Source organism: Actinoalloteichus hymeniacidonis, from assembly GCF_014203365.1.
Taxonomy (GTDB): Bacteria; Actinomycetota; Actinomycetes; order Mycobacteriales; family Pseudonocardiaceae; genus Actinoalloteichus_A; species Actinoalloteichus_A hymeniacidonis.
In genome coordinates this window covers 3,378,110-3,392,278 of sequence record NZ_JACHIS010000001.1, presented here as the reverse complement: position 1 = coordinate 3,392,278, position 14,169 = coordinate 3,378,110, and the positions used below count along the sequence as shown (strand labels likewise).

At 67.6% G+C, this 14,169-nt stretch carries 12 protein-coding genes; 2 read left to right on the top strand and 10 right to left on the bottom strand.

The annotated features are described in order from the left end of the window. Window positions 1-135: 135 nt before the first annotated feature. The 7 genes from BKA25_RS28400 to BKA25_RS28395 form a co-directional block, all read right to left on the bottom strand. On the bottom strand, window positions 136-963 hold the full coding sequence (locus BKA25_RS28400) for a carbohydrate ABC transporter permease (RefSeq protein ID WP_069849298.1): 828 nt from the start codon (window positions 961-963) through the stop codon (window positions 136-138). Beyond that, a complete protein-coding gene (locus tag BKA25_RS13775) occupies window positions 960-1,949 on the bottom strand; it encodes a carbohydrate ABC transporter permease (RefSeq protein ID WP_216637827.1) in 990 nt (329 codons plus the stop codon). Before BKA25_RS13775 ends, BKA25_RS28400 begins: the two co-directional genes overlap by 4 nt. Further along, window positions 1,946-3,223, bottom strand: coding sequence for an ABC transporter substrate-binding protein (locus BKA25_RS13770; protein ID WP_172803786.1), 1,278 nt, complete (start codon window positions 3,221-3,223; stop codon window positions 1,946-1,948). The genes BKA25_RS13775 and BKA25_RS13770 overlap by 4 nt, the downstream gene beginning before the upstream one ends. Before the next feature lie 412 nt (window positions 3,224-3,635). Then, the gene (locus BKA25_RS13765; protein ID WP_069849300.1) at window positions 3,636-4,286 is read right to left on the bottom strand and encodes an SRPBCC family protein; all 651 of its coding nucleotides are present in this window, start codon (window positions 4,284-4,286) and stop codon (window positions 3,636-3,638) included. A 234-nt stretch (window positions 4,287-4,520) separates the two neighbouring features. Beyond that, window positions 4,521-6,365 (bottom strand): carbohydrate-binding module family 20 domain-containing protein, encoded by a 1,845-nt coding sequence (locus BKA25_RS13760; RefSeq protein ID WP_236750813.1) that lies wholly within the window; start codon window positions 6,363-6,365, stop codon window positions 4,521-4,523. An 887-nt stretch (window positions 6,366-7,252) separates the two neighbouring features. Beyond that, window positions 7,253-8,224, bottom strand: coding sequence for a ferric reductase-like transmembrane domain-containing protein (locus BKA25_RS13755; protein WP_069849304.1), 972 nt, complete (start codon window positions 8,222-8,224; stop codon window positions 7,253-7,255). A 68-nt stretch (window positions 8,225-8,292) separates the two neighbouring features. Next, entirely contained in the window at window positions 8,293-9,471 is a 1,179-nt protein-coding gene (locus BKA25_RS28395; RefSeq protein WP_069849306.1) for a SagB/ThcOx family dehydrogenase, read from the bottom strand. Between the two features lie 689 nt (window positions 9,472-10,160). Here BKA25_RS28395 and BKA25_RS13745 point away from each other — a divergent pair. Beyond that, complete coding sequence (locus tag BKA25_RS13745) at window positions 10,161-11,069, top strand: endo alpha-1,4 polygalactosaminidase (protein ID WP_069849307.1); 909 nt, start codon at window positions 10,161-10,163, stop codon at window positions 11,067-11,069. Between the two features lie 159 nt (window positions 11,070-11,228). Here the strand turns inward: BKA25_RS13745 and BKA25_RS13740 are convergent, their stop codons facing one another. Continuing rightward, window positions 11,229-11,780 (bottom strand): MarR family winged helix-turn-helix transcriptional regulator, encoded by a 552-nt coding sequence (locus tag BKA25_RS13740; protein ID WP_069849309.1) that lies wholly within the window; start codon window positions 11,778-11,780, stop codon window positions 11,229-11,231. A gap of 47 nt (window positions 11,781-11,827) precedes the next feature. Here BKA25_RS13740 and pip point away from each other — a divergent pair, with 47 nt between their 5' ends. Beyond that, window positions 11,828-12,790, top strand: a complete 963-nt coding sequence (gene pip, locus BKA25_RS13735; protein WP_069849311.1) for a prolyl aminopeptidase — start codon at window positions 11,828-11,830, stop codon at window positions 12,788-12,790. Window positions 12,791-12,842: 52 nt separating this feature from the next. Here pip and BKA25_RS13730 read toward each other — a convergent pair whose 3' ends face one another. Both BKA25_RS13730 and BKA25_RS13725 read right to left on the bottom strand, forming a co-directional pair. Then, entirely contained in the window at window positions 12,843-13,310 is a 468-nt protein-coding gene (locus tag BKA25_RS13730; RefSeq protein WP_069853659.1) for a DUF6314 family protein, read from the bottom strand. Between the two features lie 139 nt (window positions 13,311-13,449). After that, window positions 13,450-14,121 carry a lytic polysaccharide monooxygenase auxiliary activity family 9 protein gene (locus tag BKA25_RS13725; RefSeq protein WP_084642982.1) on the bottom strand — a complete coding sequence of 224 codons (672 nt, stop codon included), beginning with the start codon at window positions 14,119-14,121 and terminating at the stop codon, window positions 13,450-13,452. Between the last annotated feature and the right edge of the window lie 48 nt (window positions 14,122-14,169).

Genomic DNA, 14,169 nt, shown 5'->3' with positions numbered 1-14,169 from the left:
ACGTAACCCATCACCTCGCGCAGCGGAAGACGTCGGAAGCGTCGTTCAAGTGCTTCGCTGCCACTTCGAGACCGTGTCGAGTCGCCGCCGTTTCGTAGTCCGCTCCGACCGGCATCACGGCGGCGACGGATGTGGTCAGGCCTTGACGCTGCCCGAGGTGAGACCGCTGACGATGAAACGCTGGAACGCCGCGAAGATCAGCACGATCGGGACGCTGATCAGCGTCGCCACAGCCATCAACGATCCCCAGGCCGTTCCGTACCGGCCGACGAAGGAGTTCAGCAGCACGGTGACCGGCTGCACCGACTCCGAACTGGCCAGGGTGATACCGAAGACGAACTCGCCCCAGGCCAGCAGGAACGCGAAGGCGCCCGCCGCGATCAGTCCGGGACGCAGCACCGGCAGCACCACCCGCCGCAGCACGTCCACCATCGAGGCCCCGTCCATCCTGGCGGCCTCCTCCAACTCCATGGGCAGCGCGGCCATCAGCGGCCGCAGCACGATCACGGCGAACGGCAGCGTCAGCGTGGTGTCGGCCAGGATGAGCCCAAGGTGAGTGTCGGTGAGGCCGATGATGCGCATGAGCAGCAGCAACGGCGCCGCCAACACGATGCTGGGCAGCAGCTGGGCCACCATCATGGCCAACAGCATCGAACGGGAGCCCGGCACCCCCGTCCGAGTGATCGCATAGGTGAGCGGCGCGGCCAGCAGCAGTGTGAGGATCGTCGTCCCCAGGGCGATGATCGCGCTACTCAGCAACGCCTGCGTCAGCAGTGGATCGGCGATGGCCGAGGCGTAGTTCTCGCCCGAAGGCGGCAGCGGCACCCACTGCGGCGGGATGGCCAGGACGTTCTCCGGCCGCTTCAGACTGGTGGCGACCATCCAATAGAGCGGCAGCAGGAAGACCGCGACGATCGCCGTCGCGATGCCGGTGAGCAGCCATGGTCTGCGGGTGCGGGTCACCGATCGCCCTCCTTGCCGATCCGGCGGACGTACCAGATGGACACCACCAACGGGATCACCAACAGCAGCACCGTGATCGCGGCTCCCTCGCCGAAGCGGAAGAACTCGAAGAACTGCTCGTAGGCCAGCAGGGGCAGCACCCGGGTCGCGTCCACCGGGCCACCACCGGTCATCACGAAGACGATGTCGAAGGCCTTGAACGTGTAGATCAATCCGAGCAGGAGCACCGCCGCCGATACCGGGCGCATCAGCGGCAGCGTCACGAAGCGGAACCGTTGCCAGGCACTCGCTCCATCCAGCGCGGCGGAGGCGTAGAGGTCGCGGTCCAGGGAGACCAATCCGACCAACAGCAGGATCATGTTGAAGGGCACACCGATCCACACGTTGGCGAAGATCACCCCGCCCAACGCGGTTCCGGTGTCGGTGAGCCAGGTATTGGTCAGGGCGTCCAGCCCCAGCGAGCGCAGGATCGCGTTATAGGCGCCGACGTCGCCATCGAGCATCCAGCGGAACAGCGAGCCGCTCACCACCGGCGGCAGCAGCCACGCGACCAGCATCAGGGAGCGCAATAGACCGTTGAACGGGAAGTCCCTGGCGAACAGCAGCGCCAGCGCGAACCCGATCCCGAATTGGAGTACCAGCGAACCGACGGTGAACACGAGGGTCAACCCGACGGCCGCCCAGAAGTCCGACTCCGACACGGCGGCGCGGTAGTTCTCGCCGCCGACGAACGGGGTCCCCTCACCGAGCAGACCCGCCAGATCGACGTCGAGGAACGAGGTGACGAGGTTGTAGAGCAGTGGGAACAGCAGCAGCGCGGCCAGGAAGACCAACGCGGGCGCAGCGAGCAGCAGACCCTCGGTGCGCCGGGTGGCCGCCAGATGCCCCCGTCGTCGCCGTCGGTGCGAGCCGGGCCTCGCCGTGTGCAGACTGGTCGCCGTTCCCGGCTCGTCGGTGGCATCGGAGGTCGCCGTCGGCCTCGTCACGGCAGATCACCCGCGATCCGGGTGAAGGCGTCGGCGGCGACGGCGGCGGGGTCGGCGTCCGGGTCGGAGAGCACCGTCTGGTGCGCGCGGGACACCTCGTTGGAGATCTCCGGATAGGCCGCGCCGTAGGCCCTCGGGCGGGCGTGATGCAACTCGGCCAGGAAGATCTGGAGCTCGGGGTCGCGCGCCCACGGGCCCGCATCGGTCAGGTCGGCTCGGGCGGGCAACAGGCCCATGGTGTCCAGATAGGGCACCAGCACCTCGCGGCGCTGCGAGTACTCGATGACCCGCCAGGCGGCGTCGACCTTCGTCGAGCCCGCGATCACCGTCCAGCCCTCGCCGCCGAGACAGGAGGCCCTGGTCTGTCCGGCGGGCAGGGGGTCCACGCGGAACCGCAGGTCTTCGGCTGCGCGCAGCGTGGGCAGCTGCCACGGTCCGTTGATCATCATCGAGGCGGCTCCGGAGATGAACTGGCCTGCCACGTCCTGCTGCGTCCACCCGACGGCCTGCCCGGACAGCACGCCGTCGGCGACGAGCTGCTGCTGTAGTTCCAACGCCTCGGCGCCCGAGGTGTCGAAGTCGGCGAGATCGCCGCCGGTCTGCCAGAGGAACGGTAGGAACTGGAAGACGCCCTCCTCCGAGGCGGTGGCGCAGACCGCGAGCCCCCGATGCTCCGGGGTCGTCAATGCGTGGCCCACCGTGGCCAGCTCGGCCCAGTCCGAGGGCACCTCGACACCGGCCTCCTCCAGGTGATCGACGTTGGAGATCAGTGCCAGGCAATTGCTGTTATTGGGAATCGAGAGAATCCGATCGTCGATCACGCCTGCATCCCAGGCGGCAGGGACGTAGTTGGTCGCCTCGCCCCAGCGATGCACCTGTTCGGTCAGGTCGGCCAATAAGCCATAGCCGCCGAGAATGCCGACCTGGACGGTATCCACGACCGCGATATCGGGTAATTCGCCCGAAATCGCCCCGCGCAATAACGCGGGTTGCAGATCGGCATAGGGGAAGACCCGGCGTTCGATGCGGATGTCGGGATGAGCCTGCTCGATCTCGGCGATCAAGGCCTCGACGCCCGCCTGCCGTTCGGGCTCGATGATGTAGTCCCACCACTGCAGCGCGGCATCGTCCCGAGAGGAACCGCAGGCCGAGAGGGTGCCGATCCCGCCTGCGGCGAGCAGTCCCAGGCCGGTGCCACGCAGCAGGTTTCTTCTGCTGAACGAACCGGGCGTGGGTGATCGCAGCGGCTTGCCGCGCTCGCGTGAGCTGTGCACCCCGTGAACCTCCGTCGACCGCATCGGCGAGAACGGTCGACCCAGGGCCGTCGACCATGGTGGCCGCCGCCCGTCGATACGTGCATTCGACGAAGCCTCGGCGCCGTCGGACACTAGCGCACCATTGTCGAGGAAAAAAGAATCATGGCAGGCGATCCGACATTCGGCGGCGGTTATTCCGACGATTGCCGTCGAGGACTGCGCCGGCTGCGAGTCGGCGGGATCGAATTGCGTTCGCTGGAAACGGCGTCGAATTGGAGGGTTGACTCGGTCGATCGAATCGAAATTCGAGCGGCATATCGACCCCGACGTCGACGGGAGATCGAAATCCGGGACGAAACGTATCGCCCGCCTGCGGCGCAGGCGGGCGATTCACGCGGGGTCGTGGCGGCGGATGCTGCCCGCCGTCGGCCTAGCCCTGGTCGGGCTCCGGTGCGTAGAACGCCGTGGTCCGCGCGGTCGCGGCTGCGGCCGCCGCTGCGCTCGCCCCCGAAGCCTCGAACGCGGCGCCCCACGCCCGGCTGCTCGCGATGCTCACCTCGCGGGCCTCCTCCGAGTTCTCCCACGCGACGGGGTCCTCGATCGGGATGCCTGCCAGGAATCGACCGAGCGAGGTCAGGCTGATGTCCCAGCCGACGCCTGCCGCACCCGGTCCGTACTGCTTCCAACGCTCCTCGTCGATCACTGCGGTGTGCTCCAGTTCGAAGACGGTGCCGCCCTCCGGCGCGGCCGAGAGCCGAATCCGGACCTCGGTGACGTCTGCCTCGGTCGGGGTCTCGCCGAACACCCAGGTCACCGTCAGCGAGGTGGGACGCTCACACCGCAGGATCTCCCCGCCGGTGTTGTTGCCACGAAGTTCGTAGCGCCCGCCGACCCGCAGGTCGCCGGACACCGGGAGAAACCAGCGGGCCAACCGGTCGGGCTCGGTGCACGCGGTCCAGACGTCGTCGATGTCGGCGTCGTAGTGCCTGCGCAGCAGCACGGTGTAGCCCTCGCCCGCAGGGATGCGGCCGGTGCCCACCTCGCGGTGGGTGTTGCGAATCTGGTCGACGATGTCGCTCATGGCGGTGGTTCTTCCCTTCCTCTCGCCTGTGGCAGGCGGGCCGTCACACCGCACCCGACTCGCGGTGGTCGTCGTGGCACGGTCCAGATGAAGGCCGATTTATATCAGTCATCTCTTATATAAGCACATCCTGTCATGTGTGGCCGGGAGGGGCGGCCCGAAAGCGACGAACGCCCGACCTGCGTGTGCAGATCGGGCGTCGTCACCGCCTGCCGGGGCGGTGGATCAGCTCGGTTACGAGCGCCAGGAATCGGTCAGCCGGATCGTTCCGGTGGCGGGCACGGTCAACGACCGGTTACCACCCTGCTCCCAGGTGACGGCCCCACTCGCGTCCTTGCGCAGATACTTGTACTGCGCGACGACCCCGGCGGGCAGCGCGACGTCCCGGGTCCACCTCGGATAGTCGGCGGCGGACAACGGCAGGGCGGCCGCCGGATTCCAGCTGCCCAGCTCCGCGCGGTCGCCGACGACGAAGATGTTCTCGCCGAAGACCGTGCTCGCGGTCACGCTGAACGAGGCACCGCCGCGTCCCGGTTCGGGAGCGGGGGAGCCGGTGGCGCCGACATGTAGCGCCACGGCGTCGCGCGCGCCGATCGTCGCGGTGAACCGGCCGTCGCCGTCGACGGTGTAGGTGGGCCCGGTGCAGCCGCCGGATCCCGTCGGGCCGCCGTGCTGCACGTCGCAGTAGGTGCCTGCGGGTAGTCCGGTCTGGAACGTCTGGGTGAGCCCGCCGTTCTCCTGGTTGATGGCGACGAAGGCCCGGTCGCCCCGACCGAAGGCGATGGCGTCGTTGCCGTTGTCCCACCAGTGGGTGACGGCGGTATCGCCTGCGGCGTTGCGGAAGCCGACCATGTTGGCGATCTGCGGCCAGGCGTGTTGGCAGCCCCAGCCATCGGTGTAGCAGGCGCTGACCTCGCCCCCGTTCGGCGCGCCCGCGTCGTGGTTGGAGAAGTCATAGCCGGAGTGCACCGAGGGGGTGCCGAAGGGATGGGCGAGCATGAAGACATTGGCCAGCGTGAAGTTCGCCTGGTCCTTGTAACTCAGCGTCGACCCGTTGCGTTCGGTGTCGTGATTGGTGACGAACACGCCCGACTGCGCCGAGGGCATGTATCCCCACGCCTCGCCGAAATTCTCCAGGTACGCGAGGTTCTCGTTGTTGAAGACCCGCTTCAGATCGGTCGCGTAGCGGAATTCCTGCACGTCACCGTTCTGCAGATACTCGCTCGGGCTCACCGCCTCGCCCGCGCCGTAGATGGCCTCCTGGACCCAGTAGACGCCGGGGTCGGACAGTCGGTCCTTGATGGCCCGGAGATCATCGGTGTCGATGTGTTTCACCGCGTCGACGCGGAAGCCCGCCACGCCCATCCCGATCAGATCGTCGAGATATTCGGCGATCTCGGAGCGCACGTACTCGCTGCTCGTGTTCAGGTCGGACAGACCGACGAGTTCGCACTGCTGGACGTTGTACCGGTCGTTGTAGTTGTCGATGTCTCGGCGGCAGCCGTGGAAGTCCTGGTCCTGATAGTGCCCGGGGTAGTCGTACTTCGAGTACTGCGTGCCGCCGGTGCCAGTTCCGGAGCCTGCGGACATGTGGTTGACCACCGCGTCCACGATGACCTCGACGCCCGCGTCGTTGCAGGCACCGATCATGCTCTGGAAGGCGGCTCGATCGCCCAGCGGTCCGGCGATCCGGTAGCTGACCGGCTGGTACGCCGTCCACCACTGTGAACCCTGGATCCGTTCCTGCGGCGGCGAGACCTGGACGTACCCGTAGCCTTTCGGGCCGAGTACCTCGGTGCAGGCGCGGGACACCGAGGCGAAGGTCTGCTCGAAGAGCACCGCGGTGACGTCCTTGTCGCCGGGCGGAGCCAGCGCCGGTTCGGCGGAGACGGTCCCGGCGGCCTGGGATGCCTCGGACCGGGACTCGGCGAGGGCGGGAACGGCGGCGCCGATGGTCATCACCATCGCCATCGCGCCTGCGAATAATGCGCCGATCGATCTGCGTCGTCGGGTCGTGCGACGTGCGTCGGGCGCCGCCGTACGGGCGGAACCGATGCGTGGGCGGGGATTCGATCTCACGGTTACCTCCTTGGAACGCGTGACTCAGCCCGGCGCTCGTGGCGCCGCGACCGTTGACCGAAGGGGTAAGACGAACTGGCGTAGCCGAGGAGTGGCTGACGCTTTCTTGCAAACGTCGAGAAGATTTTGCAGGAGTGACGTGGATGTTTCCTGAAGGTAAAGAGCGGTCGGCTGATCGTCAAGGGGGAGACGTCGACGAACTGGTTCTTGTTCTGCATGATTGATTGCCCGAGCGGGCGCTAGCCGTGTCTCGAGCCGCCGCAAAACCTTGCAGCGATGCGCCTCGCCCCGAGAATCGTCAGCCGGTCTACCGGTCGGCGTCGAGGCCACTGCCAAGTCGATGAGCTCGAGCGTTCAGGTAGCGCATGTGGTGCACGTCGGTGGCCGGGCTGGGCTGCTCGGAGGTAAGCATGTCGAGCGGCATCGAGTCCGTCGGCCTTCTCCAACAGCTGTGCCCGCGCCGCAGGGGGCCGCCGGTCGTAGGCCAACCGCGAGTCATCCAAGGCGTGGAGCAACGCCAGGCCGTCGCGAGGATCGGTGAACATGGCCACGGCAACGGCATGGCCCCGCTCGATGACAGAGGTTCGCGCGATCGGGAGGCGGAGTCGGTCGAGCCTCGCTATGAAACAGCCGCGATGGCGGCCTGCGCGCGATGATGCCCGTTCGGAGAGAACGAAGCCGAACGCCGCGATCGGATACCGGGCAGCGAATCCGTAGGTCGCCTGCGGTTCGCCGCGTGGCACGGGTGGTTCTCAGCGCGGCGTGCGGCCTCCGATCGGTTGGGCTGGAGCAGGGCGGCGACCAACCTCGCTCCGTCGCGGCCATCGGCCTTCGGCGAATCGAGAAGGCAGCAGACGGCCGAGCGCAACGCCCTGTCGGACAGCGACTCAGTGCTCGTGTTCGTGCCCGGTCTCCGCCGGGGTGCGGTCGTAGTCCTCGCGATCCCGGCCGCCGATCGAACCGGTCACCACCACCACGACCAGCGCCACCGCCGCGAGCACCGCTACCAGCCGGCCACCGAGCCGGGCCAGCGTGCCGCCGCTCCACCGTTGCCGGAGCTCGCTCAGACGCAGCGGCAGCCGTTCACCCCGCCGCGCCGGTGCCAGCAGCCGCGCGACCAGGAGCACCGCGACGGGGATCTGCAACGCCCACAGCAGCCAGCGCACCCAGCCGTCGAACCAGACATTCGTCCCCCACAACAGGGTGTGCCACACCCCGAGGATGTAGACGACGATCACGAACCGGTGCGCGATGCGCCAGGTGCGGGGGCCGATCCGCCGCCGGAGATAGAAGGACAGACCGAGCGGGATGGCCAACCAGAACGCGATCACGCCCAGCGCCACTCCGAACCGACCGGGTGGGTGGGAGTACATCCAGGGGATGAAGCTGCCCGCGAGATTGGGATCGGCCGGATCCCAGGAGAGCACCAGGGCGTGCGCGAAGATCAGCACGATCGTGGTCAGACTGGTGGACCGGTGCAGCCGTTCCATCCGGGCGGGGGAGATGGTGAGCCAGTCGGGCGATCGACCCGAGACCGCGAGTCCGAGCATCACCGTCACCCAGGACCACAGCAGCGCGGTCCAACCGAAGGCCTGACTGAGCCAGTACGGCCAGTGCATCGCGGCGTCGTTCATGAAGGGCATGACCAGCGTGGTGTCCGAGGTGTCCGCCTCGATCCGCTGGTACAGCAGCAGGAATACCGCGCTGGTCAGCACGGTGGCGATCACCAGCTCGACCGAGGTCGCGACCAGATCCGTACGCAGTTCCCCTCGGGACCGTCTGGGGGCGTCGTCGGTCCGTTCCACGAGCAGCTCCTCGTTCTCGCCTGGCTCCGGGCCGTCGGCTCGGGCCGTGGTCATCGGTGGTGATCGGTCGGACGAGTCGGGCCGGCGCACTGACACCGGCGCGGGCCCGACTCGGGATGTGGCTAGTCCTGGTCGCCGTCGGGTTGTCGTCGCGGTGCCATCAGCGCGGCGCCGTCGACCAGGCCCGCGCGCGAGATCCCGGCGGGCATGCCGTCGGGGGCGTAGACCGGATGGCCCGCACCGAACATGTACAGCACGCCCTCGGTGAAACCGTCCACACCGAGCGCGGCGTCGAGTTCGTCGTCACGGAAGGCGGCCGTCTGCCATGCCCCGAGCCCCAGCGCCGTGTTGGTGAGCACGAAGGTCTGGCCCAGGTGGCCGGCGCTCAGCAGCGTCACCCGATAGGCGCGGGAGTGTCGGTACTTGTACATCGTCCGCTCGTAGACGGCGGTCACGAAGCAGACGAAGGCCGACGGCGTGCACATCTCCGACTCGTAGGTGAGTCGGTGCAGCCGTTCGCGGTCGAAGTCGCCGTCGATCAGTTCCAGGGCGTGGCACTCGGCGTTGTAGTGGTAGAGGCCCGGTTGCACGCCCTGTACGTCGAACACCCCCACATAGCCCTCCAGCTCGTGTCGCGCCCCACCACACGGGCTGGTCCGCAGCATCAGGGTTCCGAGGTCGCCCGCGTCGTAGAGCTGCATCGGCGCGAACGTGTAGAACAGCGCTGCGGCGAAATCGGCCAGGCGCACCTGTTCCCCGGTGAAGACCCGATGGGTACGGCGTCGAGTCAAGACGGTGAGGAAATCCTCGTCGATCCGGCGGGGGATCCGGGGGAGGTACACCCGAGGGGCATCGGGATAGCTCTTGAAGATGGCGGGCGGGTCGCCGCCGGTCTCGCGTATCCACCGGGCATCGGAGCGTCGCTGCTCCAGGCTGTCGCCGGAGTAGAGGGCGTTGCGGGTTCCGAAGTGGAAGTACCGGGCCTCCTCGCCCCACGAGCCCCAGGAGTCGAGGAACCGGTCCTCCCGATCGGTCTGCTGCCTGGTCAGGAGCAGTCCGTCCTCGGCGAGGTCCTTGATCACACCTCGCACCGAATCGGGCTCGTGTTCGGGGAAGTCCGCCACCACGTCCTCGACGTCGGTGAAGTCGTCGAAGCGGCTCAGCAACGCGACGGCCTCCTCGTCGATGGCCACCGCGTTGTCGCCTTCGACGTCCGTGGACCGGACCTCCAGATAGTTCTCCACGGTCAGCTCGCCGTCGTGCCAGTACAGCACCAGGCTGCGCGAGCGTCGGTACTCCACCTCAAGGACCGCCTTTCTGCCACTCGGTTGCGCAGGCCGGCCGGCGCCGACGAGCGGAAGGTCGCAACCGCGACCCCACCCGTGAAGCGCCGACCGGCTGCTGCGGATCGCTGTCCGGGGTCGCCGTCGAGAATGCCGGCGACCGCCGAACTCATCAGCCGTGGTTGGTGAGGGTGCGGGTGCGGGTCTTCTTCCGGCGAACCTTCGCCGTCATCACCTTCTTGCGCATGGGAATCACCTCCTCCCGGCGTTGCCGAGTGGTGCCGGAGCGAGGCCGCCCACGATCCCGCGCCCTCCGGCGCGGTGTGCGGTGGTCTCGTCTCGGTCACTCGTGCTCGACACGTACACAGTGGACAAGTCGCTGTGTCACGCACCACAGTTCCCGAGAAGAATTCGCATTGGAGTGACGCGGGTCACGAAGCGAGTACGCTGGGTGTGCGAGCGGTTGCGCAGATCGCAGGCGATGGCGATCTCCGGCACCCGCAGGCCCCGTCTCCACACCATCGAACCGGTCCTGGCAAGGGTTTGGCGGGCATCATCTCCACCCCGCAATCCCGGGTTCCAGATCGGCCCGCGAAGCCGGTCGTTGCCCGCGCACGGACGCGTAGGGTGCTGAACGCCCCGAGAGATCAACTTGTGGGCTGGGTTGCGGTGGTCGAACCCGACCACTGCGACTCCCAATCGGATCGATGGAGAGGGATCGCATCGTGATTCGTCGGATCTCGGCTCTCGCCGTGGTACTCCCGCTGGCGGCAGCCTGCGGAGAGACCCCCACCATGTCCGCCGGGACGCCCGAACTGGTCGCGGGCTCCACGGCTCAGGTCGAGAATGCGGCCGACCAGGCGTGGAGTGCGCCGCCGGTCGACGCGACCTTCGACTACCAGATCGGTGGTGACTACGAGCTGCCCGAGGGTGTCTCCGTCGTCTCCAGAGACTGGTTCGCGGGCGACGCGCCTGCGGGTGCCTATGGGATCTGTTATGTGAACGCCTTCCAGACCCAGAGCGACGACGGTGGTCTCGACCGGCCGGACGCGCAGTCGAACTGGCCTGCGCACCTCGTGCTGAACGAATTGGGCGACGACCCGAACTGGGGTGGCGAGTACCTGGTCGACATCTCGACCGAGAGCAACCGTGCCGACGCGGTCGAGCATCTGCGTCCGATGATCGAGACCTGTGCGGACAAGGGCTTCGAGGCCGTCGAGTACGACAACCTCGATTCGTGGATCCGCTTCGACGGGACGCCGTTGGAGGGGCAGGTGCCCTTCGGTGAGGAGGAGGCCGTCGAGTTCGCCACGCTGATCACCGAGGTCGCGCACTCCGAGGGCATGGCCTCCGCGCAGAAGAACACCGTCGAGCTCGAAGCCGAGGTCTCGCTGGAGGTGATCGGCTTCGACTTCGCCATCGCCGAGAACTGTGGCGAGTGGACCGAGTGCCAGGGTTACCGCGATGTCTTCGGCGACCGGGTGATCGCCATCGAGTACGAGCGCGAGAACTTCGATTGGACCTGCGACCAGGTCGGCGATTCCATCTCGGTTGTGCTGCGGGACGTCCCCGTCAGCAGGCCCGGCAGCTCGACCTATCAGTACGACGCCTGCTGATCGGCGTTCACCACCGAGTGCTGGCGATCCGAGCAGGCGCTCGCTGAGTGCGATACCCGTCGCGTCGCAGGGACGATGATCGGCCTACCCGCCGACTCGGCAGGCGGCGCGACGGGAACCGTTCCGGGCGTTCCCCGGTGCAGGGGCGAGCCCTGCTGATCAGGGATTCGGAACGCGCGAGATCGCATCCCAGGTGGCGGAGCGCGCCGTGTTCGAAGGTTCCTGATTCGATGCCGCCGCTGCGATGCGTTCGCGCATCGATCGTCGCCGCAGTGCGGCCAGCGCCTCGTCGATCACGTCGCTCAGCGGTGCCGACAACTCGGCTTCCAATTCGCCGACGGCGGCCGTGGTGGCCGCCCATTCCGCGTCCAGGGCGGGGATGAGCCTGGTCGCCTTCGGGGTAAGCCGCGCGAGCCGGGTGCGGGCGTCCGAGCCGGTGGACAGGATGACCAGTTGCTCGGTGACCATCTGCGCGATGGTCTGACTCGCGGCGGAGTGCGTCACGCCGGTCGCCGTCGCGATGTCACGGATCGACTGTGGGCCGTCGGTGTGCAGCAACACCACGATCGGTGTGAATCTCGGACGGAAGCCCGTCAGGCCGAGATCGGCGTAGACCGCGGCGACATCGCCCTCCAGAAGCTCCAGGAGATGACGCAGTCGCGTGCCGAGAAGTTCGCTGCCGCTGCCCGGGAGGCTGGATCGGACCGTCATGCCGTTAATGTAACAGCGCTAATACATCTGCGTTGTTGGAGGCGGTTATGTCCGAGTACTACGAGCCGACCGAGCCGTTCGACGAAGGTATGTTGGACGTCGGTGACGGAAACCACGTGGCCTGGGAGGTCGGCGGCAACCCCGATGGCAAGCCCGTCCTCATCGTGCACGGCGGTCCCGGGGCCGGGCGTTCGCGGGGCCTGCGCCGGTACTGCGATCCGGCCGAGTACCGGGTCGTGCTGTTCGATCAACGCGGCTGTGGCCGAAGTACCCCGCACGCGAGTGACCCTGCCACCGACCTGACGGTCAACACCACCGACCATCTGATCGCCGATATGGAGCGGCTGCGTGAACACCTGGGCATCGACCGCTGGCTGCTCTTCGGCGGATCATGGGGCTCCACCCTGATTCTGGCCTACGCACAGCGACATCCGGATCGTGTCTCGGAGATCGTCCTCGCCGGTGTCACCATGACCCGTCGCTCGGAGATCGACTGGTTGTACCGAGGTGTCGGTCTGCTGTTCCCCCAGGAATGGGAACGATTCCGAGACGGCGTTCCCGAGGTCGACCGCGACGGCGACCTACTCGCGGCCTACGCGCGACTGACCTCGGACCCCGACCCCGAGGTACGGGCCCGCGCCACCCGGGACTGGGCCGACTGGGAGGACACGGTCATCTCCCAGGAGCCCAACGGCCGACGCAATGCCTACAGCGACCGGCCGGATCGGGATCTGTCGGCCTTCGTTCGGATCTGTGCGCACTATTTCTCGAACGCCGCCTGGCTGCCCGAGGGTGTGCTGCTGCAACAGGCCGACCGATTGACCGGCATCCCCGGCGTGCTGATCCACGGCAGGCACGACCTGGGCGGGCCGTTGGGCAATGCCTGGGAACTGGCGGGCCGGTGGCCGGACGCGGAACTGGTCATCGTCGAGGATGCCGGGCACACCGGAAGCGACACCATGCGGCAGGAGTTCCGCCGGGCCCTAGACCGATTCGCCTGCCGGCGATGAACCGAGCGGCTCGACTCGGCGTAAGGGGATCGATGAAGGGCGGTCTACCCGCTCAGCCGACACGGTGGAACTCGGAGTGGATCGTGTGGGCCTTCGACGGGCCTTCGACCTGCCACTCCTGCCGCCAGCGGTCCGGGCCCAGCACGGAATAGGTGCCGAGGTAGCGGTCATCGCCGCAGGGATGACGTGCCTGCCAATGCCCGCTACGCAGGTCCACATCGTGAAAGAATCCGCCGTGATCGAAGTGGACCACCGCCCGGCCCGCTTCACCGAGGCGATACTCCAACCGTCGGCTCATCGGGCCCCGGTATGAGGCGAGCACCAGCTCGCCCTCCTCGTGGTAGTCGAGGCTGCGCGGCGGGGGCGTCGCCACCTCCGCCGCGACCTCGGTGATCACGACCGAGCCGACCACGGTGCCGAGCAGGTCGCCCCGGTCGTCGACGATCCTCCGATCCAGACGCCATCGTCCGAGGAGGAAGGCACCGAGATCGTGCACCGCCCGATCGTCGTGTCCGTCCATCACCATCGCCTCCTGCGGGCCGCACCCCGCCGCACCCGACACCGACCTCGTCGCCCCACCCGACATCATGTCGCACCGATGCCGTGCGTCGGGTGGCGCGGGGTCGAGGTGAGGCGAGGGGCGGACCCACCAGGCCGACTCAGCCGGTGAAGTTCACATCGCTGCAGATGTAGTAGGACTGGTCCATGTGGCTGGCCTGCCAGATCGTGTACACGATGTGGCGGCCGGTCCGACCGGGAGCGCTGACGTCGAAGGTGATGTCGGTGGCAGGCGCGTAGGACCCGGTCTCCTCCACCAACTCGAGGTCACCCCAGCCCAGGCTCTGACTGGTCGGGTCGAAACCCTGCTCGGTGACGTACACCTGGAAGTAGTCGGCGCCGTGCGAGGCCTGGTCGTACAGGTGTACCGAGAAGTCGTTCGCGATGTCGGTGGCCTTCCAGTCGCCCACCGCGTCCATCGAGTTGTAACGTCCACCCTCGGTCTGGCCGCCGCTGCACAATTGTCCGTCGGGGATGGCCGCCTGGTGGTTTCCGCCGACGTTCTCGCGGTACAACCCGTTCCAGTTCCACATCGCGTTCGGGTTGTCCTGCCACGCCTGCCAGCACATCGGGTCCTCGGTGGCCATCTCCGGGTTCAGGTGGTCGGTGCCCCACCGGTCGTGGCAGCCGTAGTTGCGGGAACCGGGGTCGATCACCGAGCCGTGTGCGGAGGCGGTCCCGGTGAACAGGCCCGCAAGGAGCAGCAACACCGCCGATCCGATGGCCGCCAGTCGGGCGGCGAAAGACATTCGGGCATGCGTGTGAGAAGACATCTCGTTCTCCGTACCTCGTGGAGGATTGACATCGAGACCGCGCACCCG